The organism is Klenkia terrae (genome assembly GCF_037083865.1).
Classification (GTDB): Bacteria; Actinomycetota; Actinomycetes; order Mycobacteriales; family Geodermatophilaceae; genus Klenkia; species Klenkia terrae.
The window spans coordinates 70646-91022 of record NZ_JBAPLV010000015.1 but is presented as its reverse complement, the minus strand read 5'-3'; the positions used below and the strand labels follow the sequence as shown (position 1 = coordinate 91022).

Genomic DNA, 20377 nt, shown 5'->3' with positions numbered 1-20377 from the left:
CCTCGCTCGACGAGAGCGGTGCTCTCGTTCTGGAGCGACCATGGCCTCTCCCCGACCCGATGTCAAGAGCACTGCTCTCGTACCGGATCGGTGCTATCGTCCGGCACGTGGTGAGCACGGCGAGGGAGCGCGCCCGCGCGGCGCTGACTGCGGAGATCCTGGAGTCCGCGCGCGGTCAGCTGGCCACCGTCGGGGCCGCGGCGCTGTCGCTGCGCGCGGTGGCCCGCGACCTCGGGCTGGCCTCCTCCGCGCTCTACCGGTACTTCGCCAGCCGCGACGAGCTGCTCACCGCCCTGATCATCGAGGGCTACGACGCGATCGGTGCCGCCGCGGAGGCCGCCGACGTCCCCACTGCGCAGCCCCGCACCCGCTGGCACGCCATCTGCGCCGCCGTCCGGGCCTGGGCCCTGGCGCACCCGCACGAATACGCGCTGCTCTACGGCTCCCCCGTCCCCGGCTACGCCGCGCCGCAGGACACCGTCGCCGCCGCCGGTCGGGTGGGGACGGCGCTGGGCCGGGTGCTGGGCGACGCCGCGCGCGCCGGGGTGCTGCCGCCGGCCGAGCACCGCCGGACGTCGTTGGTCACCCCGGCGGCAGCCGAGGCCCTGGGCGGCGAGCACCCCGACCTCGACGACGCCGTCCGGGCGCGGGCGCTGCTGACCTGGAGCTCGGTGTACGGGCTGATCAGCTTCGAGCTGTTCGGCCACTTCGCCGGGGTCGTCACCGACCTCGACGCCTTCTTCACCGAGCAGGTGGGCGAGCTGGCCGACCTGCTCGGGCTGTAGCGGTCCTCCTACGCAGAAGTCCGTCCTCCCGCACCAGATCTGGCGCAGGAGGACGGACTTCGGTGCACCCCCCTGATCAACGCTGGGGGGACTGCCTTCAGGCGATGGCGAGGGTGGTCTCGTTCAGGCCGACCTCGGCGGACAGCACGCGCTCGGCGCGGCCGACCGGGGCCAGCGAGCGCAGCTTCCAGTCACCGGGGGCGGCGAAGAACCGGAACTCGCCCTCCGGCGAGGTCACCACCTCGGCGGTGAACTCGTCGGTGGAGTCGAGCAGCCGCACGTAGGCACCGGCCACCGGGGCGCCGTCGTGCCAGACCGAGCCCTGGATGACCGTCTGGGTGGACAGGTCGATCCCGGCGAGCGCGCCGCCCTGCTTCGGGGCCCCGCACACGGTCAGGCCCCCTTGGCGATCGGGACGCCGACGAGCGAGCCGTACTCGGTCCACGAGCCGTCGTAGTTCTTGACGTTCTCGTGGCCGAGCAGCTCCTTGAGCACGAACCAGGTGTGCGAGGAGCGCTCGCCGATGCGGCAGTAGGCGATGGTCTCCTTCGAGCCGTCGAAGCCGGCGTCGGCGTAGAGCGCGGCCAGCTCCTCGTCGCTCTTGAAGGTGCCGTCCTCGTTCGCGGCCTTGCTCCACGGCACGTTCACGGCCGAGGGGATGTGGCCGGGGCGCTGGGCGCCCTCCTGCGGCAGGTGGGCCGGGGCGACCAGCTTGCCGGCGAACTCGTCGGGGCTGCGCACGTCGACCAGGTTCTTGGTGTCGATCGCGGCGACGACCTCGTCGCGGAACGCGCGGATCGAGGTGTCGGGCTCCTGCGCGGTGTAGGTGGTGGCCGGGCGGGAGACCTCGGCGTCGGACAGCGGGCGGCTGTCCAGCTCCCACTTCTTGCGGCCGCCGTCGACCAGCTTCACCGCGTCGTGGCCGTAGAGCTTGAAGTACCAGTAGGCGTAGGCGGCGAACCAGTTGTTGTTGCCGCCGTAGAGCACGACGGTGTCGTCGTTCGAGATGCCCTTGCTGCTCAGGAGCGCCTCGAACTGCTCCTTGTCCACGAAGTCGCGGCGCAGCGGGTCCTGCAGGTCGACCTTCCAGTCGAGCTTGACGGCACCCTCGAGGTGCCCCTTGTCGTAGGCGCTGGTGTCCTCGTCGACCTCGACGAAGACGATGCCGGGCTCACCCAGGTGCTCCTGGGCCCAGTCGGCGCTGACGAGAACGTCTGCACGGCTCATGGTGGTTCCTCCTGCGGTCGGCGATCAGGGGTGTGCGGCGGGACGGGCCCGCCGGGCGAGCAGGTAGAGCTCGCAACCGAGGCAGAAGCCCACGGCCGCGTTGAGCAGGGCCGCCACGAGCGCGAGCCCGGTGGCGACGGCGCCGACGAGGGGTGCGCCGGCGAGGTAGCCGACGGTGCCCACGAGGGCGAAGCCGAACCCGACCAGCTGGGCGAAGCGCGGGGGCGCCTCGTCCTCGGTCTCGGTCGCCGGCCCCAGGCGGGGCGCGACGAGGGTGCGGAAGAGGAGCCCGTAGGGGGCGTGCCGCAGACCGGCGAACGCGCCGACGGCGAAGACCGCCGCCTGGACGGCGAGCAGCCAGCCGCTGCCGGTGAGCAGGACGACGGTGGTGATCCACGCGCCGAAGCGCGGGCCTCGGACGTCGATCCGACGGGCGGGTGTCACGGGGTGGGGGCCTTTCGACGGCGGTCAGGGCGCGTCGAGGCGGGTGGTCAGCCTCGGGAGGAGGCCCGACACAGGCAGCTGCCCAGACGGCACAGGTCGACTGTGCGTCGCTGAGTCAGCAGGGTGCCCACGGCGGGGAGACTAGCAAGGGCCATCACACGGGGTCCGTCGCCGGTGCGTGCGCGGCCACCAGGGCCTGCAGCTCGTCGGGGCGCGGTGCGCCGCTGCTGCGGCCCAGCAGCTCGCCGCCGCGACCCAGGTAGAACAGCGTCGGGGTGCGCCGGACGTCCAGCGCGCGGACGGCGTCCAGGTGGCTCTCGGCGTCCACGTGCACGGCCGCGAGGCCCGGGTGCCGGGTCTGCAGCTGCGCCAGCCGGGCCTTGGTCGCCCGGCACGGCGCGCAGAAGGCGGTGGCGAACTGGACCACCGTCAGGTCGGCGTCCTCGGGCCGCACGCCCAGCGACCGCAGCACCTCGACGTCCTCGCGTCCCTCGGTCACGCCCGCTCCCGTCGTCCGCACCGCACCGCTGCGGGTCCGCAGCCACCAGGCCGCGACGCCGGCCAGCAGCAACGCGACGAGCAGCACGACAGCTCCGGTGGTGTCCATCCCGCCCAGCAACACGACCGGACCGGTGGGGATTCCCTACTGCAGGACGACGTCGGTGGCGGCCACCGTGACGTCGACCCCGCCGTCGGTGGTCTGCAGGCCGGTGAGCTGCAGGCCGAAGGGCAGCGCGGGCAGCGTGTACCGGAAGTCCAGCAGGTCCTGGGCCTGGTCCAGGAGGAAGTCCGGGACGTCGATGCCGGCCCCGGCGGCGGAGTCCACGGTCACCACCAGGTCCTGCCCGTCGAGGGCGACCTGGCCGGCCGCGGTCAGCGGGATGGTCTGGCCGAGCACCTCGACGGTCTTGGTGATCCGCAGCCCGTCGCCCTCCCGGGTCAGCGTGGTGTCCCCGCCCAGCTGCGCGGCGAGCAGGTCGTAGGGCACCGAGGCCCGGCCGTCGACACGGTCCACCGGCAGCTGGGAGACCTGCCCGCCCAGCACGTCGGACAGCGGCAGCCGCACGCCCTGCAGCGAGACGTCGGCGCTGGTCCCGGCGGGCTGGCCCAGCTCGTCGGCGGTCAGCGAGATCCGCACGTCGTCGTAGCGCCCGGCGACGGCCTGGGTGAGGAACGGGAAGCCTGTGATGTCCACCTCCGGCTCGCCGGCGAGCTGGCCCTGCGCGGCGACCTGGGCGGCGACCTGGTCCTCGGCCAGCAGGACGCCGACCCGGTCGGCGGCCACCAGCAGCACGACGAGCACCCCGACGGTGATCAGCAGACCCTTCACCGGGGCCACTCTCCCAGGCTCAGAGGCTGGTCTGCAGCGCCAGGAAGAAGGCCACCGGCGCGGCGGCGGCGAACGGCAGCACGGCCTGCACCAGCGGCAGCGCCACCCCGCGCTGCGGGCGCTCGGCGACCACGTAGGACGCACCGACCGCCACCAGCGCGGCCACCCCGCCGATCGCGGCGCCGTAGGTGGCCGCCGACAGGGCGTCGACCAGGTCACCGGGCTGCCGGCGGAGCAGCGCGACGGCGACGCCGGCCAGCACACCCAGCACCAGGCCGAGCAGCCCGCGGGGCACGCCGTCGGCGATCACCGGGCGGGGCAGCACCAGGTCGACCAGGTGCCCGACGACCAGCGCGGCACCCACGACCAGCGCCGCGCTGGCGGCCAGCCGGTCGCCGTCCGGGGTCCGGCCCAGGGCGAGCAGGACCGCCAGCGCGGCGACGCCGCAGACCAGCAGCAGCACCCCGGCCAGGGACGCGACGAGGTACCGGCGCGGGGCCGGCCGGGCCATCTGGTGCACCACCGCGAGCAGGAAGCCCGGACCCAGCACCAGCAGCAGCCGGCCCAGGTCGGGGCGGTCGGGCAGGCCCAGCAGCAGGTCGGCGCCCACCGCGACGGCCACGCCGATGCCCAGCGAGCCGACGAACCCGCGGATGCCGGTGGCCAGCACCCAGGCCGCCACCAGCGCCAGCTGCAGCACCAGCACCGCGGCCAGCCGCCCGGTGTCGCCGAGCAGCTCGGGCAACCCGACGAGCAGACCGGTGGCCAGCACGACGGCACCGGCCGCCGGCAGGTGGTGGGCCATCCGCGGCAGCGGGGTGTCCAGGGCCGTGTGGCTCACCGGCCGGGGCTCGCTGCGGGGGTCACCCGGTCATGCTCGCAGAGCGGGTCGCGGCCGACCGCGTCCCGCGCCCACCGACCGATGCGCTCGGCCAGCGGCCCGGTCATCCCGTTCTCCGCGTGCCCCATCCCGGGCACCACCCAGACCTCGGCGGCCGGCCCCGCGGCCTGGGCCAGCGTGCGGAAGTGCTCCAGCGGGAAGTAGGTGTCCCGGTCGCCGTGCACGAGCAGCAGCGGGGTCGGGGCGATCCGGCTGACCAGCTCGACCGGCGCCGGCGGGTTGCTCGGCCACGGCGGGGCCAGTCGGACGCCGAGCACCCGCGACCCCAGCCGCCGCCCGACGGTGGTCTCCAGCAGCCAGTGCACCCGGCGCATCGGCAGGGTGTCGCGTCGGCCCCGCTGCAGGGGCCCGCCGCGAGCCTGCGAGTGGTGGGGGGCAGCGGGGTCCTTCTGCTGGCGCAGCGCGGCACCCCCGCCCATGGAGAGCCCGACCGTGACCACCGTCGTCGCGCCGTCCTCCCGGGCGGCCCGGACGGCGGCGTCCACGTCGAGCAGCTCGGGGTCCCCGCCCACGCCCGAGGCCCCGCCCGAGCGGCCGTGGCCGCGGAAGTCCAGCCCCCGCACCTCCCCGAAGCGGCGCAGGTAGCCGGCCAGCCGGAGGAACGGGGCGCGGGACGTGGAGTTGGTGAACCCGTGCGCCAGCACGAAGGTCATCGGCCGTTCACCGGCCGTCGGTGGACGCGGGAGGTCGGCCGGGACCACGATGCCGTGCAGCCGCACCCCGTCCGAGGTGCCGACCGTCACGTCACGACGAGGTATCGCCGGGGTCACATCTCGGTGCACGTCGGATATCCTGCCGTCTCACCCCGACATCGGCGTCGACGGACACCATGAGGAGACGGCATGCGGCTCGTGCTCATGACATCCGCCCGCCAGGCGACCACCGAGGTGCTCCCCGCCCTCGGTCTGCTGGCCCACCAGGTCCGCGTCGTGGCCCCCGAGCTGTCGAGCCTGCTCGACGGCGACGCGGGCGACGTCGTCCTGGTCGACGCCCGGCACGACCTGGTCTCGGCCCGCACGCTGTGCGGCCTGCTCGCCTCGACGGGGGTGGCCGCCTCGCTGGTGGCCGTGCTCTCCGAGGGCGGCCTGGTCGCGCTGTCCGCCGACTGGGGCGTCGACGACGTCGTGCTGGACACCGCCGGCCCCGCCGAGGTCGACGCCCGGCTCAAGTGGGCCTCGGCCCGCCGCGCCGCCGCCAGCGCCCCCAGCACCGTCGACGAGGGCGGGGTGACCAAGGCCGGCGAGCTGGTGATCGACGAGCACAGCTACTCGGCCAAGCTCCGCGGCCGCCCGCTGGACCTGACCTACAAGGAGTTCGAGCTCCTCAAGTACCTGGCCCAGCACCCGGGCCGGGTCTTCTCCCGCGCGCAGCTGCTGCAGGAGATCTGGGGCTACGACTACTTCGGCGGCACCCGCACGGTCGACGTCCACGTGCGTCGGCTGCGGGCCAAGCTGGGCAGCGAGCACGAGGCGCTGATCGGCACCGTGCGCAACGTCGGCTACAAGCTCGACCAGCAGGTCGCCGACGCCACGGCCGCCGCGGCCGAGACCACCGACGCCCCGGTCTCCTGACCGGGCACCGGCACGACCCCCTCCCCGACGCCGTGACCGCGGTGTCGGTGGACGTGCTGCGCCGGGCCGAGGGTCGAGTGCTCGACCTCGCCGTCGAGCTGCTCGAGACCGCCACCCGGGTGGACGGCGTCCGGCCGGTCAGCGAGGAGGCCGAGCTCCGGCTGCGGCACGGCGGGCCCGACGACGGTCGTGACCTGGTCCTGGGCCAGGAGGGCCGGGCCGCTGCCTACGCCCGCCTGGACCGGGACGGCGACGGGTGGCAGGCCGAGTTCGTCGTCCACCCCGAGCTGCGCCGGCGCGGGCTGGGCACCGTCCTCGCGGAGCGCCTGGAGGACCTCGCCGGGGACGCGCCGCTGGCCGTCTGGGCGCACGGCGAGCTGCCCGGCTCGACCGAGCTGGCCACCTCCCGCGGCTGGACCCCCACCCGGACGCTGCTGCAGATGCGCATGCCCCTGGCCGGCGTGGACCCCGACCCGCGGCCGCAGCTGCCCGACGACGTCGTCGTCCGGCCGTTCCGACCGGGGATCGACGAGGCCGCGTGGCTGCGGGTCAACGGCCGGGCCTTCGCCCACCACCCCGAGCAGGGTGGCTGGACTGCGCACGACGTGGCGCTGCGCGAGGCCGAGCCCTGGTTCGACCCGGCCGGCTTCCTCCTCGCCTGGCGCACCGCCCCCGACGGCACCGAGACCCTGCTCGGCTCGCACTGGACGAAGGTGCACCCCGCCGGCGAGGTGGCCGACGAGCCGGTCGGCGAGATCTACGTGCTCGGGGTGGACCCCGACGCGCAGGGGCTCCGGCTGGGCCGCGCCCTGACCGACCTGGGGCTGGCGCACCTGCGGTCGCGCGGGCTCACCGACGTCCTGCTGTACGTCGAGCAGGACAACGCCACGGCCGTCCGCCTGTACGAGGGGTCCGGCTTCACCCGGTTCGCCGTCGACGTCCAGTGGCACCGGGCAGCACCCCGCTCCTGAGCCGGGTTCCACTCGAAACGCCCGAGTTCACCTGCTGGACGTGACCTGTCCCTCACCCCGACGGCCAACCCTCAGGGCCAGTTCATCCGCCGTTCACCGAGCCAGCCAGATCCGTCCACCTCGGCTCCCTAGCGTCCTCGTCTGTTGGAACCCACTGCCCGGCACCGACGTCCGGGCACCACCAGTCGAAAGGCCCTGAGTTGATGCTCAGCACCAAGACGCGCGCCGTGACCTTGTCCGCGGCGTTCGCCAGCACCCTCGCCCTCGCGGCGTGCGGCGCCTCCAACGAAGGCGGCTCGGCCGACGCCGCCGGTGGCAGCAGCAGCGAGGAGCAGCTGAGCGGCACCCTGAACGGCGCGGGCTCCAGCGCCCAGCAGGCCGCCATGCAGGGCTGGACCGCCGGCTACTCCGCCCTTCAGTCCGACGTGACCGTGAACTACGACCCGGTCGGATCCGGCGGCGGTCGCGAGCAGTTCCTCTCCGGCGGCGTGGACTTCGCCGGCTCGGACGCCGCCCTCACCGACGAGGAGCTCGCCACCGCCGAGGAGCGGTGCGGGTCCGACGGCGTCTTCGAGCTCCCGGACTACATCTCGGCCATCGCCGTGGTCTACAACCTGCCCGGCGTGGACGACCTGAACCTGTCGCCCGACACCCTGGCCGGCATCTTCACCGGCACGATCACCACCTGGGACGACGCGGCCATCGCCGAGGACAACCCGGACGCCGACCTGCCCAGCACCACGATCACCCCCGTCCACCGCGCGGACGACTCGGGCACCACGAAGAACTTCACCGACTACCTCTCCAAGGCCGCCGGTGACGTGTGGACCGAGGAGCCCGACGGCGAGTGGCCGCTGTCCGGTGGCGAGGCCGCCAACCAGACCTCGGGCATGGTCTCCGCCGTGACCGCCGGTGAGGGTGCGATCGGCTACGCCGACGAGTCCCAGGCCGGCGACCTCGGCGTGGCCAACATCGGCGTGGGCAGCGAGTTCGTCGCCCCCTCCCCCGAGGCCGCCGCGGCCGTCGTCGAGAACTCCGAGCTGCAGTCCGGGCGCGGTGAGTTCGACTTCGCCTACGACATCAACCGCACCACGACCTCTGCCGACGAGTACCCGATCGTCCTGGTCAGCTACCACATCGGCTGCGTCAGCAACGACGACGCCGCCCAGGCCGACCTGCTCAAGTCCTTCCTCGGCTACGTGATCAGCGAGGACGGCCAGCAGGCCGCCGCCGACGCCGCCGGCAGCGCCCCGCTGTCGGACACCCTGCGCGAGCAGGCGCAGACCGCGGTCGACGCCATCACCTCCGGCAGCTGATCCCCGTGCGGACGGCCCCGACGCCACGCGCGTCCGGGCCGCCCGTGCGTCGGCGGCCGCGCCGCCGCGCCACCCGCTCCACCTCCCCGCACCGCCCACCCGCAAGCTCGGAGTCCAGGTGACCTCGCTCGACAACCCGCCCCGGCAGGCCGACAAGCCCACCCGGGCCGTCCGCAGCCGCGGTGACCGCACGTTCGCCGGGTTCTCCACCGGCGCCGGCATCCTCATCCTCGTCGTGCTCGCCGGGGTGGCCGCGTTCCTGGTGACCGAGTCCCTGGACGCGATCTCGGCCCCCGCCGCGGACATCCCCGGCGGCGAGGGCGTCTGGACCTACGTCGGCCCGCTGGTGTTCGGCACCCTGCTGGCCGCGGTGATCGCGCTGCTGGTCGCGACCCCGCTGGGCGTGGCGATCGCCCTGTTCATCACCTACTACGCGCCCAAGCGGATCGCCGCGACCCTGGGCTACCTGATCGACCTGCTCGCCGCGATCCCCAGCGTCGTCTACGGCTTCTGGGGCCTGGCCGCGCTCGCGCCGGCGATGGTGCCCTTCTACGCCTGGGCCGAGGACAACCTCGGCTTCATCCCGCTCTTCGCCGGGCCCGCCTCGGCGACCGGCCGCACGATGCTGACCGCCGGCCTGGTGCTCGCGATCATGATCCTGCCGATCATCTCGGCGATCTCCCGCGAGGTCTTCTCCCAGGCCCCGGCCCTGCACCGCGAGGCCGCACTGGCCCTGGGCGCCACCCGCTGGGAGATGATCAAGATGGCGGTGCTGCCCTACGGCAAGTCCGGCGTCATCGGCGGCTCGATGCTCGGCCTGGGCCGTGCACTGGGCGAGACCCTGGCCGTGGCCATCGTGCTCTCGGTCTCCGGCGGCGTGACGTTCAACCTGATCAGCTCGTCGAACCCCTCCACCATCGCGGCGAACATCGCGCTGCAGTTCCCCGAGTCCAGCGGGCTGGACGTCAGCACGCTGATCTTCACCGGCCTGGTGCTGTTCGTGATCACCCTCGCGGTCAACATGCTCGCCCGCTACGTCGTCAACCGCCGGGCCGACTTCTCCGGAGCGAACTGATGACCACCACGACCCCCACCCGCCCGGAGGACCTCGACCCCATGGCGCCCGCCGTCGGCACCCGCCGCAAGCTGCCCCGCTACGGCGGGGTCGGGCTCTACGCCGCCGGCCTGGTCGTCGCCGCCGCGCTCACCCTGCTGTCGGGCTGGTCCTGGGGCCTGTTCGCCTTCTACGGCCTGGTCCTGGGCACCCTGGCCACCTACGTCGGCTCCCGCGTCGTCGAGGGCTCCCGCAAGGCCACCGACCGGCTGGTCACCGCACTGGTCAGCTCGGCGTTCGCCATCGCGATGGTGCCGCTGGTCTCCCTGATCTACACGGTGGTCAGCAAGGGCGTGACCCGGCTGGACGGCACCTTCTTCTCCAACTCCATGGTCGGCGTCGTCGGCGAGGGCGGCGGTGCCTACCACGCGATCATGGGCACGCTGATCATCACCGCCCTGGCCACGCTGATCTCGGTGCCGGTGGGCCTGCTGGCCGCCATCTACCTGGTGGAGTACGGCCGGGGCAAGCTGAAGAAGGCGCTCACCTTCTTCGTCGACGTGATGACCGGCATCCCCTCGATCGTCGCCGGTCTGTTCGCCTACGCGCTGTTCGCGCTCTTCTTCGGCCCCGGGGTGCGCTTCGGGCTCGGCGGGGCCGTGGCCCTGTCGGTGCTGATGATCCCGGTCGTCGTCCGGTCCTCGGAGGAGGTCCTCAAGCTCGTGCCCAACGAGCTGCGCGAGGCCAGCTACGCCCTGGGCGTGCCCAAGTGGCGCACGATCACCAAGATCGTGCTGCCCACCGCCATCGCCGGCCTGGGCACCAGCGTGACGCTGTCCATCGCCCGGGTCATCGGCGAGACCGCTCCCCTGCTCGTCATCGTCGGCATCACCGCGGCGACGAACTTCGACCCGTTCGACGGGCGCATGGCCACCCTGCCGGTCTACGCCTACTACCAGCTGACCCAGCCGGGTGTCCCGCCGCAGTTCGGGATCGACCGGGCCTGGACAGCAGCGCTCGTCCTGATCATCATCGTCATGGCCCTCAACGTCGTGGCCCGCCTGATCAGCCGCTTCTTCGCCCCCAAGACCGGTCGCTGACCGAGAGACCTGGAGAGAACTCGACATGGCCAAGCGCATCGACGTCTCGGACCTGGACATCTTCTACGGCAACTTCAAGGCCGTGGAGGGCGTCAACGTCTCCATCGAGCCCCGCAGCGTGACCGCGCTGATCGGTCCCTCGGGCTGCGGCAAGTCCACGTTCCTGCGGTCGCTGAACCGCATGCACGAGGTCATCCCCGGCGCCCGCGTCGAGGGCAAGGTCGTCATCGACGGCCAGGACCTCTACGGCTCCGACGTCGACCCGGTCGACGTCCGCCGCCAGATCGGCATGGTCTTCCAGCGCCCCAACCCGTTCCCGACGATGTCGATCTACGACAACGTCGTGGCCGGCGTCCGGCTGAACGCCAAGAAGATGAAGAAGAGCGACCTCGACGACCTGGTCGAGTCCTCCCTCAAGGGCGCCAACCTCTGGAACGAGGTCAAGGACCGCCTGAACCGGCCGGGCTCGGGCCTGTCCGGTGGTCAGCAGCAGCGGCTGTGCATCGCCCGCGCGATCGCCGTCCAGCCCGAGGTGCTGCTCATGGACGAGCCCTGCTCGGCCCTGGACCCCATCTCGACGCTGGCCATCGAGGACCTGATGACGGAGCTGAAGGACCGCTTCACCATCGTCATCGTCACGCACAACATGCAGCAGGCCGCCCGCGTCAGCGAGCAGACCGGCTTCTTCAACCTCAACGGGGTGGGTCAGCCCGGTCGGCTGATCGAGTTCAACCCGACCGAGAAGATCTTCTCCAACCCGGACCAGAAGGCCACCGAGGACTACATCTCGGGCCGCTTCGGCTGATCCGCGACCACCCAGGACCCCCGTCGACCCCGGTCGGCGGGGGTCCTGCGCGTTCGGGGACCTCCCTGCGCCGGAAGGCCCGGGGGGATCAGCCGCAGGTGGCGGTGGGGACCGTCGCGGGGGCCGCGGTGGTGGGGACGGCGGCGCCGACGGCCACCTGCTGCACCGCCAGGTCCGGCGCGGCGACGACGAGCTGCACGCCACCGCCCACCGCGGTGCTCGACTCCAGCACGGCACCGGGGACGGCGGCGGCCACCGTGTGGGCCTGCTCGACCGCCTCGGGGGCGTAGCGGACCACGCTGGTGGACGTCACCGCGGGCTCCAGCGCGACCTGGCCGACGACGAAGCCCTGCGCCGCCAGCGCCGCGGCGGTGGTGGCGCCCGCGCCGGTGGTCGGGTCGGTGCTGTCGCCGGTGGCGTCCAGGACCGTCACCGTGACGGCACCGGGGGCGACGGTCACGCTGGCGTCGTCCGAGGCCGGGACGGTCGCTGCCTCCGTGGCCTCGCCGGCCTCGGGCAGCTCGCCGGTCCGGATCACGGCCTCGAAGAGGTCCCGGGTGCCGGGACCGTCGAGCAGGAGCTGGGCGGTGCCGCCGCCGACCGGCACGTAGCCCACCCGGGCCACCGGGAGCGAGGCGCGCTGGACGGCCCCGGCCGGCAGGTCGCGCAGCGTGCCCTCCAGGGCCCGGAGGTCGGCCAGCGAGGTGTCCTCGTCGAGGGTGACCGCGTCGGCCGCGGCCAGCAGCGTGGAGGTGGCGCGGACCGGGTTGGCCAGCAGGCCGACGTCCACGGTGGGCAATGCGTCGGTCGGGCAGGCCGGGCTGCCGGCCCCGTCGCGGCCGAGGTCGACGTCGAGCAGGTGGTCGATGCGCAGGCCGGACAGCTGCTGCACCGCGCGCACCAGGCAGGAGGGCCCGCCCTGCAGCAGCGCGTCGGCCAGCGGCTCGGTCGTCGGCTGCCGCAGCTCGCCGTCGGCGGCGCGGCACACAGGGGTGTCGACCAGCGCGGTGGCGGGGACGTCGAGCAGCAGCGCGGACTCCTCGTCGGCGGCCACCCGGAGCAGCTGGGCGGTGACCGCGCCGGGGCCGTCGGCGCCCGGGGCGCCGGTGCCCAGCACCAGCCAGGTCGTCACCCCCACCTGCAGCTGCGGGGCGAGCACCTCGGGCCCACCCGGCGACAACGCGGCGACCCGGTCGGTCGAGCGGTCGGCGTAGAAGTACAGCCCGACGTAGAAGCCGCCGACCAGCCCGACCAGCACGCCGACGACCACCGCGGCCCGCACCAGCCGACGGCGCAGCGGGCTCATCGCGGCCCGGCGGTCGGCCCGGCTCAACGGGGCCGGCGGCTCCGCGGGCAGGTCCCGGCCCGGGATGGGCGGCAGCGGGGTGGCCGGCCGCAGCCCGGGCAGCGGGGGCACCGGGGCGGAGTTCCGGACGGCGCGCTCGGTGCCCGGCAGCGGCGGCACCGGGGCGGAGTGCTGCCGGGCGCGCTCGGTGCCCGGCAGCGGCGGCACCGGGGCCGAGGTGCGCATCGGGGCCGGCGCCCGCTCCGGCTCTACCGGCGGCGCGACCGGCACCGGGGGCAACGTCGGCCGGGGTCCGGCGGTCTGCGCGGGCACCGCGCTGGTCTGCGGTGCCCGGGGGATGCCGGACGCAGGCAGCTCGCTGGTCTGCGGTGCGGACCCGGTCGTCTGCTCCGGGGGGGGGGGGGCCGCCGGCGGCCGGGGGGTGGGGACCGGCGCGGGCGGCAGCGGCACCGCGGCGGGGGCCGGGGGCAGGGCGGCGCGCGGGACGGCCGGCTGCGCGACGACGGGCTGCGGATCCGGACCCGCCGGCTCGGCGACCGGGGCCGGCACCGGACCGCCCGTCGGCGACGGGACCGGCGACGGCGGCACGGGGAGCAGCGGCGCGGGCGAGGCCGCAGATGAGGCCGCGGGTGAGGCCGGCGGCAGCGGCCGGCGCTCGACCGGCACCGCGACGGCCGGGGTGGGCCGCGGCGGGGTGGTCGGCCGGGGCGCCGGCGGCGGCGAGCTCGGCCGGGCCGACGGCGGCGGGGTGGTCGTGTTCGGACGGGGCGAGGACGACGGCGCCGGGCGGGACGGCGGGGCGCTCGAGGGGGCCCGTCGATCGGCGCGCCGGCGCCCACCGGACCCGGCAGCGACGGCGGCCCAGGACCGGGCCAGCAGCGCGTCGACGGTCAACTGCGCGTCGGTGGTGGCACCGCGGGCGGGCGCCGGGGCAGCCGCGTCGACCTCGGGACCCTCGTCGGGTCCGCCGAGCCTGCCGTCGTCCGCCACCGGTGTGGACACCCTCGTCGTCGTGGTTCCCGGTCGAGGGGTCCCGTGCCGAGACGCCCCGCGTGGACGCTCCCGCAGCGTCACCGTTCGCCTACAGAGTACGGATCGAACTACAGCTGTGGGATTCCCACGCCCTGCCGTCGACAGATCGACAGGGAGTCACGTCGCCGGCGGTCCGATCGCGCACCACCGATCCGCTGCGTAGCGTCGCGACCGTGAAGATCCCTCTGCTGCCCGGCCCGGCCGACCTGGTGTCCGCCGCCGAGGGGCTGCGCGACCTGGTCACCGAGTCCCTCGCCCTGGTGCCGCGCGTGGTCACCGCCGTCGGCCAGGCCGAGCTGCTGCTGGACCGGGTGTCGGTGCTGCTGGCCCGGGTCGAGGCCGTGGTCGACCGCGCCGAGGACGCCGTCGCGGGGGTCGCCGTCGTCAAGGACCGCGCCGACGCCGCGATCACCGGGGTGGAGCAGACCAAGCACCGGGCCGACGCCGCCATCGCCGGGGTGCAGACCACCAAGGACGCCGCCGACGCGGCCATCGCCGGCGTGCAGTCCACCCGGCACGCGGCCGACGAAGCCATCGCCGGGGTCGCCGGCACCCGGGCGGCGGCCGACGCCGCGATCGCCGGCGTGGACGGCACCCGGGCCGCCGCCGACCAGTTGGTGGGCCGGGCGTCCGGGCTGCTGGACACCGCGACGCCGCTGGTGGCCGCCTACGAGCCGACGCTGGAGAAGCTGGCCCCGCTGCTCGCCCGCTTCGCCGATGACCTGGACCCCGCCGAGGTCGAGGCCCTGGTGAAGCTGGTGGACCGGCTGCCCACCCTGGTCACCCACCTCGACGAGGACGTGCTCCCCGTGCTCGCGACGCTGGACAACGTGGCGCCCGACGTGCACGCCCTGCTGGACACCGTGCAGGACCTGCGCGAGCTCGCCAAGGGCTTCCCCGGCTCGAAGCTCTTCCGCCGCCGGGGCGCGGAGGAGATCGCCGAGGAGGAGGCCGAGGAGCGCGGCCGGCGCTGAGCCGGCCGCGCCCGGGGCTCACGCCGGGGGCGGCGCCTCGGTCTCGTACCCCAGCGCCCGGACGACCTCGCCGACCCGGGTGTAGGTCTCCCCCTCGGGGAGCCGGGACAGCTCGTCGGCCACGGCGTCGGGTGCCCGGTGGTCCCGGGCGGCCTCGACCAGCTCGGGCCCGGTGGCCGGGAAGTCGGCCCGGTCCAGCCAGCGGGCCAGCTCGGCCCGCAGCCGCACGGTGTCGGGGTCGACGCCCTCGGGGGTGCCGCCCAGCAGGGCGCCCCCGGCCGACCGGTCGACGCCGGGCTCGTCCTCGCCCGAGGGCTCGGGGTCGGTGAACTCCTCGGCGTGCGTGGACCGGCCGGCCCGCACCAGGCCCTCGACCTCGGACGCCATCTCGTCGTCCAGGCGCGGGCTGTGGGTCGTGCTGCGCTCGGCGGAGACGTCCCCGCCGTCGGCGCTCACTTCTTGTCCAGGGCGTCGGGCTTGTGCACCGCCGTCTTGCCCGACTTGTCGCTCTCCACCTCGTACTGCGGCTCGTCCGGGCTGGCCTTGACCTTGCGGCCGGCCGCCTCGGTCTCCGAGGTGATCTTCTTGGTCACGGTGCCCTCGGTCTCGGTGCCGTGGGTCTTCCAGGTGACGTCGTCACCCTTCTTCAGGTCGTCGCTCACGGGTCCTCCAGGGGTCGGGATCCAGCGCTACCCCCGCCGCCCCCGGCTGCACACCTGGGTGCGCGCGGGCGGGTCTCCCCCGTCGTGGTGAGCCGGGCCGCGCAGCCGTTCCGGTCCGGCCGGGGCGCCCCTACGGTGATCATCGGTCGACCCGGTCGGTCCCCTCCCCCGGGGCCGTCCGGGTCGGCTCTCCCTAGGCTGGCTGGTCGTGACCGCCCCGCAGGGAACCCGCCCCGTCGACGTGCTGACCGTCGTGTCCGCCGCGTCCGTGACCCCGGCCGTCCGGCGGGTCACCCTGCGCGGGGCGCCGGAGGTGGTCGCGGCCGCCGGCCCGACGCTGGCCCTGCTGGTCCCCCGGGTCGACGACACCGCCCCGCGCTGGCCCGACGTCGCCCGGGACGGCCGGATCGTCTGGCCGCAGGGCAGCCACGGGGTCAGCCTGCGCAGCTACACCGCCCGCCGGCAGGACCCGGTCACCGGCGAGGTGGACGTCGACTTCGTGCTGCACGGGGACGGCCCGGCCGCTGCGTGGGCGACCGCGGCGGCGCCCGGTGCGGTGCTCGGGGTGGCCAGCACCGCCCCGCTGGGGGCCGCCACGGCCGGCTGGCTGCTGCTGGTCGCGGACGAGACCGCCGTCCCCGCCGTCGCCCGCATCCTGGCCGCGGCCGACCCCGGCACCCGGGGGCTGGCCCTGCTCGAGGTCGCCGGGCCGGCGGAGGAGCAGCCGCTGGTCGCGCCGCCCGGTGTCGAGGTGCGCTGGCTGCACCGCGGCGACGTCGAGCCCGGCGCCTCCACCCTGCTGGTCGACGCGGTCGCCGGCCTGGACCACCCGGGCACCGACGACGTCTTCGCCTGGGTCGGCGCGGAGTCCGCCGCCGTCCGGGCCGTGCGCGCCGACCTCCGCGGGCGCTGGGGGCTGGGCCGCACCCAGCACCACGCGATCGGGTACTGGCGGCGCGGCCGCGCGATGTCACCCGCCGGGTGAGGTCTTCGCAGCGACCTCACAGGTAGCGTCCAGGGCGACCTCAGCAGCTGTCCCGATCGTGTGCACCATGACGACGACGGCGCCCGAGCGGTCCCTGGGAGGACAGATGTCCGGCAGCACGGGGCAGCGAGCGCCCGAGGCACGACTCCTGGTCGTGGACGACGAGCCCAACATCCGCGAGCTGCTGTCGGCCAGCCTGCGCTATGCCGGCTTCGAGGTGGCCACCGCGGCCGACGGCCAGCAGGCCCTCGCCGCGGCCGCCCAGTTCCGCCCCGACCTGCTGGTGCTCGACGTGATGATGCCGGGGCTGGACGGCTTCGGCGTCGTCCGCCGGCTGCGCCAGAACGGGACCCACACCCCGGTGCTGTTCCTGACCGCGCGCGACGCGGCCGAGGACAAGGTCTCCGGGCTGACGCTGGGCGGCGACGACTACGTCACCAAGCCGTTCAGCCTCGACGAGGTGCTGGCCCGCATCCGCGCGGTGCTCCGCCGCACCCAGGGCGCCCGGAAGGTGGAGGAGGCCCCGCGGCTGACCTTCGCCGACATCGAGCTCGACGAGGAGTCGCACGAGGTCCTCAAGGCCGGTGAGCTGATCAGCCTGTCGCCCACGGAGTTCAAGCTGCTGCGCTACCTGATGAGCAACCCGGGCCGGGTGCTGTCCAAGGCGCAGATCCTGGACCACGTCTGGAACTACGACTTCAACGGCGAGGCCAACGTCGTGGAGTCCTACATCTCCTACCTGCGCCGCAAGATCGACACCACCGAGCCCCGCCTGCTGCACACCCTGCGCGGCGTGGGCTACTCGCTCCGGCTGCCGCGCGGGAGCTGACATCTCCAGCACCGACACGACGACGTCGCCGACGGGCGGGGAGGACACCTCCCCGCCCGTCCCGGCGTCCAGGAGGTCCCAGCCCCGGGTCCCGCTGCGGCTGCGGCTGGTCGCGCTGCTGGTCGTGCTCGTCGCGGTGGCGCTGGCGGTCACCGGCTACGTGGCCACGTCGCAGCTGCGCCAGTACCTCATCGGGCAGCAGCAGACCCAGCTGCAGGACCAGGTGCGCTCGCTGGGCGAGCGGATCGCCAACACGATCCAGCTGTGCAACACCGACATCCGGTACCCCGGGCCCACCCTGATCGCCTGCGCGAACGACGACACCTCGGCGATCGTCCAGGGCGGGGGCGGGGACGGATCGCTCCCCGACGTCTCCGGGATCACGCCGTCCTCCATCGGCTCCTACGACGACGCACCCTTCACCCTGCCCTCGCGCGACGGCACGACGTCCTGGCTGCTGATCTCCGCCGACCTGACCGACAGCACGGTCATCACGGTCGGCATCGACCTGTCCGACGACCAGCGCATCCTGGCCCGCCTCATCCTGGTGCAGCTGGTCGTCGGCGCGCTGGTCCTGGTGCTGCTCGGCGTCGCCGGCTACGTGCTGGTGCGCAACTCCCTGCAGCCCCTCGTCGAGGTCGAGCACACCGCGGCGGCGATCGCGGCCGGTGACCTCTCCCGCCGCGTGCCCGAGGGCGACGACCGCACCGAGGTCGGCCGGCTGGGCCGGGCGCTGAACGGCATGCTCGCCCGGATCGAGGGGGCCTTCCAGGCGCAGGCCGCCTCCGAGGAGCAGGCCCGCACGTCCGAGGGCCGGATGCGCCGCTTCGTCGCCGACGCCAGCCACGAGCTGCGCACCCCGCTGACCTCCATCCGCGGGTTCGCCGAGCTCTACCGGCACGGGGCCTCCGGCGGGGCGGGTGGGGACAATCCGGAGACCGGCCGGATGATGGGCCGGATCGAGGCCGAGGCCACCCGCATGGGCGCCCTGGTCGAGGACCTCCTGCAGCTGGCCCGCCTGGACCAGCACCGCCCGGTGGAGTCGCTGCCCGTCGACCTGGGCGAGCTGGCCGCCGACGCCGTGCACGACGCCCGTGCCGTGCAGCCCGACCGGTCCGTCGAGCTGGACCTCACCGACTCCCTGACCGACGTCCCGGTCGTGCTGGGCGACGAGGGCCGGCTGCGGCAGGTCATCGGCAACCTGGTCACCAACGCCCTCACCCACACCCCGCCCGGCACGCCGGTCACCGTGCGGCTCTCCGAGGAGCCCGGCGACCCGGACGCCGTCACCGTCACCGTCGCCGACCAGGGCCCGGGCATGTCCGCCGAGGACGCCGAGCGGGTGTTCGAGCGCTTCTACCGGGCCGACGCCTCGCGCACCCGTGCGGCCGGCGGCACCGGCCTGGGCCTGTCGATCGTCTCGTCGCTGGTCGCCGCGCACCACGGCACGGTCACGCTGACGACGGCACCCGGCGAGGGGGCCGCCTTCGCCGTCCGGCTGCCCCGGTCGGGTCCGGCCGGTCAGGACTGACCGGCCGCGGGTTACGGTCCGCGGGTGAGCACGGAGACCGGGTACGACCCGGAGTTGATGGCCGCGGTGACCGAGCTCGGGAGTGCGCTGCGCGGGTTGGTGGCCGCCTCCGTGCGCACCACCGTGCCGCCGGCGGAGCTGGTGCAGGTCGCCGCGACCGCCCGGGAGCTCGCCGAGCGGCTGGGCACCCGGACCCGCGAGCGGCACCAGCTGCCGGAGCTGGACGACCCGATCGCCTTCCGCCGGGTGTACTCGCCGGTCACCGGGGTGGGCAGCGCGGTCGCCCCGCCCCTGCAGATCCGGCCGGACGCCGACGGGCCGGGCGTCGTGGCCGAGGCATCCTTCGGGCTGCAGTACGAGGGGCCGCCCGGGTTCCTGCACGGCGGGATGAGCGGCCTGCTCATGGACCAGATGCTGGGGACGGCGGCCATCCGCGCCGGCCGGTGGGGCATGACCGCCCACCTGGAGCTGGACTACCGCGGGCCGGTGCCGCTGGACACCCCGGTCGTGCTGCGCGGCTGGGTCGCCGAGGAGCACGGCCGCCGGACGACGATGGCCGGCTCGATCGCGCTGGCCGCCGAGCCGGAGCGGGTGCTGGTCGAGGTGACCGGCGTCTTCGTCACCCCGCGCGAGGACACGCTGGCCACCTACTTCGGCGACGTCGTCGACGCCTCCGGGCAGCACCGCCCGCCGGGCCGCGCCACCGACGCCACCGCGCTGCACGAGGACCGGTAGTGGACGACGTCCAGCTCGCCGCCGCGGCCGCCCGGGCCGCCGCCGACGTGCTGCTCCCCCTCCGCGGCGGTCAGCTGCGCGACGGCGCGCTCGGGGACGCCGGGGACGCCGCGGCGCAGCGGGCGATCGCCGCGCTGCTCGCCGAGCACCGGCCCGGGGACGCCGTGCTCAGCGAGGAGGCGACCGACACCGCTCAGCGGCTGGGCGCCGACCGGGTCTGGATCGTCGACCCGCTGGACGGCACCAAGGAGTACCGGGCCGGCGACCGGCACGACTGGGCGGTGCACGTCGCGCTGTGGGAGCGCGCAGCCGGCGACCTCACCGTCGGGGCGGTGGGGTTGCCGGCGCTGGGCGAGGTGCTGACCACGCATCCCGCACCCGTCGTCCCGCCGGTGCCCGCCGGGCCGCTGCGGGTCGCGGTGTCCCGGTCCCGCCCACCGGAGGTCGCCCGGGCCGCCGCGGCCGCGCTGGACGCCGTCCTGGTCCCGATGGGGTCGGCGGGCTACAAGACGCTGGCCGTCGTCCGCGGCGAGGCCGACGCCTACGTGCACGCCGGCGGCATGTACCAGTGGGACTCGGCCGCGCCGGTCGCCGTCGCCCGGGCCGCAGGCCTGTTCACCTCGCGGCTGGACGGGTCCCCGCTGGTCTACAACGCGGCCGACACCTGGCTGCCCGACCTGGTCGTCTGCCGCCCCGAGCTGGCCGGACGGGTGCTGGCTGCGGTCCGCTGACCGGCATGGCGGAGACTGGTCGCCGGAATCCCCACCACACCGGTGTGGTTGGGCGGTTCGACCGCCGTCGCCGAGCACCCCGGAGCAC

At 74.8% G+C, this 20377-nt stretch carries 23 protein-coding genes; 13 read left to right on the top strand and 10 right to left on the bottom strand.

Going from position 1 to position 20377, the window contains the following annotated elements; all coding sequences use genetic code 11:
- Positions 1–110: 110 nt before the first annotated feature.
- Positions 111–785: a TetR/AcrR family transcriptional regulator gene (locus UXQ13_RS14545; protein WP_225233044.1), complete on the top strand. Its 675-nt coding sequence runs from the start codon at positions 111–113 to the stop codon at positions 783–785.
- Positions 786–882: 97 nt separating this feature from the next.
- On the opposite strand, the gene UXQ13_RS14540 is transcribed toward UXQ13_RS14545, so the two are convergent.
- From UXQ13_RS14540 to UXQ13_RS14510, 7 genes are all read right to left on the bottom strand, one after another.
- The gene (locus UXQ13_RS14540; protein WP_225233045.1) at positions 883–1176 is read right to left on the bottom strand and encodes a DUF1416 domain-containing protein; all 294 of its coding nucleotides are present in this window, start codon (positions 1174–1176) and stop codon (positions 883–885) included.
- 2 nt (positions 1177–1178) lie between these two features.
- The gene (locus UXQ13_RS14535) at positions 1179–2012 is read right to left on the bottom strand and encodes a sulfurtransferase (RefSeq protein ID WP_225233046.1); all 834 of its coding nucleotides are present in this window, start codon (positions 2010–2012) and stop codon (positions 1179–1181) included.
- A 24-nt stretch (positions 2013–2036) separates the two neighbouring features.
- The gene (locus UXQ13_RS14530; RefSeq protein WP_225233047.1) at positions 2037–2456 is read right to left on the bottom strand and encodes a DUF4395 domain-containing protein; all 420 of its coding nucleotides are present in this window, start codon (positions 2454–2456) and stop codon (positions 2037–2039) included.
- A gap of 154 nt (positions 2457–2610) precedes the next feature.
- Positions 2611–3063 (bottom strand): thioredoxin family protein, encoded by a 453-nt coding sequence (locus UXQ13_RS14525; protein ID WP_336392474.1) that lies wholly within the window; start codon positions 3061–3063, stop codon positions 2611–2613.
- Between the two features lie 36 nt (positions 3064–3099).
- Positions 3100–3786 (bottom strand): LmeA family phospholipid-binding protein, encoded by a 687-nt coding sequence (locus tag UXQ13_RS14520; protein WP_225233049.1) that lies wholly within the window; start codon positions 3784–3786, stop codon positions 3100–3102.
- A gap of 19 nt (positions 3787–3805) precedes the next feature.
- A complete protein-coding gene (locus UXQ13_RS14515; protein WP_225233050.1) occupies positions 3806–4627 on the bottom strand; it encodes a hypothetical protein in 822 nt (273 codons plus the stop codon).
- The gene (locus tag UXQ13_RS14510; protein WP_336392473.1) at positions 4624–5340 is read right to left on the bottom strand and encodes an alpha/beta hydrolase; all 717 of its coding nucleotides are present in this window, start codon (positions 5338–5340) and stop codon (positions 4624–4626) included. The genes UXQ13_RS14515 and UXQ13_RS14510 overlap by 4 nt, the downstream gene beginning before the upstream one ends.
- A 189-nt stretch (positions 5341–5529) precedes the next feature.
- On the opposite strand from UXQ13_RS14510, the gene UXQ13_RS14505 reads away from it, so the two are divergent.
- From UXQ13_RS14505 to pstB, 6 genes are all read left to right on the top strand, one after another.
- A complete protein-coding gene (locus UXQ13_RS14505) occupies positions 5530–6258 on the top strand; it encodes a winged helix-turn-helix domain-containing protein (RefSeq protein ID WP_225233052.1) in 729 nt (242 codons plus the stop codon).
- Positions 6259–6290: 32 nt separating this feature from the next.
- A complete protein-coding gene (gene mshD, locus UXQ13_RS14500) occupies positions 6291–7229 on the top strand; it encodes a mycothiol synthase (protein WP_225233053.1) in 939 nt (312 codons plus the stop codon).
- 203 nt (positions 7230–7432) lie between these two features.
- Positions 7433–8545, top strand: a complete 1113-nt coding sequence (pstS, locus tag UXQ13_RS14495; protein ID WP_225233054.1) for a phosphate ABC transporter substrate-binding protein PstS — start codon at positions 7433–7435, stop codon at positions 8543–8545.
- A 118-nt stretch (positions 8546–8663) separates the two neighbouring features.
- Positions 8664–9620: a phosphate ABC transporter permease subunit PstC gene (gene pstC / locus UXQ13_RS14490; protein WP_336392472.1), complete on the top strand. Its 957-nt coding sequence runs from the start codon at positions 8664–8666 to the stop codon at positions 9618–9620.
- Complete coding sequence (gene pstA / locus UXQ13_RS14485) at positions 9620–10699, top strand: phosphate ABC transporter permease PstA (RefSeq protein WP_336392471.1); 1080 nt, start codon at positions 9620–9622, stop codon at positions 10697–10699. The genes pstC and pstA overlap by 1 nt, the downstream gene beginning before the upstream one ends.
- Positions 10700–10724: 25 nt before the next feature.
- The gene (pstB, locus tag UXQ13_RS14480) at positions 10725–11504 is read left to right on the top strand and encodes a phosphate ABC transporter ATP-binding protein PstB (protein ID WP_091250199.1); all 780 of its coding nucleotides are present in this window, start codon (positions 10725–10727) and stop codon (positions 11502–11504) included.
- 88 nt (positions 11505–11592) lie between these two features.
- Here the strand turns inward: pstB and UXQ13_RS14475 are convergent, their stop codons facing one another.
- Positions 11593–13812, bottom strand: coding sequence for a LytR C-terminal domain-containing protein (locus UXQ13_RS14475; protein ID WP_336392470.1), 2220 nt, complete (start codon positions 13810–13812; stop codon positions 11593–11595).
- A 203-nt stretch (positions 13813–14015) separates the two neighbouring features.
- Here UXQ13_RS14475 and UXQ13_RS14470 point away from each other — a divergent pair, with 203 nt between their 5' ends.
- A complete protein-coding gene (locus tag UXQ13_RS14470; RefSeq protein ID WP_225233056.1) occupies positions 14016–14816 on the top strand; it encodes a hypothetical protein in 801 nt (266 codons plus the stop codon).
- Positions 14817–14834: 18 nt separating this feature from the next.
- On the opposite strand, the gene UXQ13_RS14465 is transcribed toward UXQ13_RS14470, so the two are convergent.
- Together UXQ13_RS14465 and UXQ13_RS14460 are read right to left on the bottom strand one after the other, a co-directional pair.
- Positions 14835–15272 carry a DUF2795 domain-containing protein gene (locus UXQ13_RS14465; protein WP_225233057.1) on the bottom strand — a complete coding sequence of 146 codons (438 nt, stop codon included), beginning with the start codon at positions 15270–15272 and terminating at the stop codon, positions 14835–14837.
- Positions 15269–15478, bottom strand: a complete 210-nt coding sequence (locus UXQ13_RS14460) for a hypervirulence associated TUDOR domain-containing protein (RefSeq protein ID WP_225233058.1) — start codon at positions 15476–15478, stop codon at positions 15269–15271. The genes UXQ13_RS14465 and UXQ13_RS14460 overlap by 4 nt, the downstream gene beginning before the upstream one ends.
- Positions 15479–15686: 208 nt before the next feature.
- On the opposite strand from UXQ13_RS14460, the gene UXQ13_RS14455 reads away from it, so the two are divergent.
- The 5 genes from UXQ13_RS14455 (at position 15687) to UXQ13_RS14435 (ending at position 20289) form a co-directional block, all read left to right on the top strand.
- On the top strand, positions 15687–16463 hold the full coding sequence (locus tag UXQ13_RS14455; RefSeq protein ID WP_225233059.1) for a siderophore-interacting protein: 777 nt from the start codon (positions 15687–15689) through the stop codon (positions 16461–16463).
- Between the two features lie 106 nt (positions 16464–16569).
- Positions 16570–17292, top strand: a complete 723-nt coding sequence (locus tag UXQ13_RS14450; RefSeq protein WP_225233060.1) for a response regulator transcription factor — start codon at positions 16570–16572, stop codon at positions 17290–17292.
- A gap of 124 nt (positions 17293–17416) precedes the next feature.
- Positions 17417–18823: a sensor histidine kinase gene (locus tag UXQ13_RS14445; RefSeq protein WP_225233061.1), complete on the top strand. Its 1407-nt coding sequence runs from the start codon at positions 17417–17419 to the stop codon at positions 18821–18823.
- Between the two features lie 24 nt (positions 18824–18847).
- Positions 18848–19558: a PaaI family thioesterase gene (locus tag UXQ13_RS14440; RefSeq protein WP_225233062.1), complete on the top strand. Its 711-nt coding sequence runs from the start codon at positions 18848–18850 to the stop codon at positions 19556–19558.
- Entirely contained in the window at positions 19558–20289 is a 732-nt protein-coding gene (locus UXQ13_RS14435) for an inositol monophosphatase family protein (protein WP_225233063.1), read from the top strand. Before UXQ13_RS14440 ends, UXQ13_RS14435 begins: the two co-directional genes overlap by 1 nt.
- Positions 20290–20377: the final 88 nt, after the last annotated feature.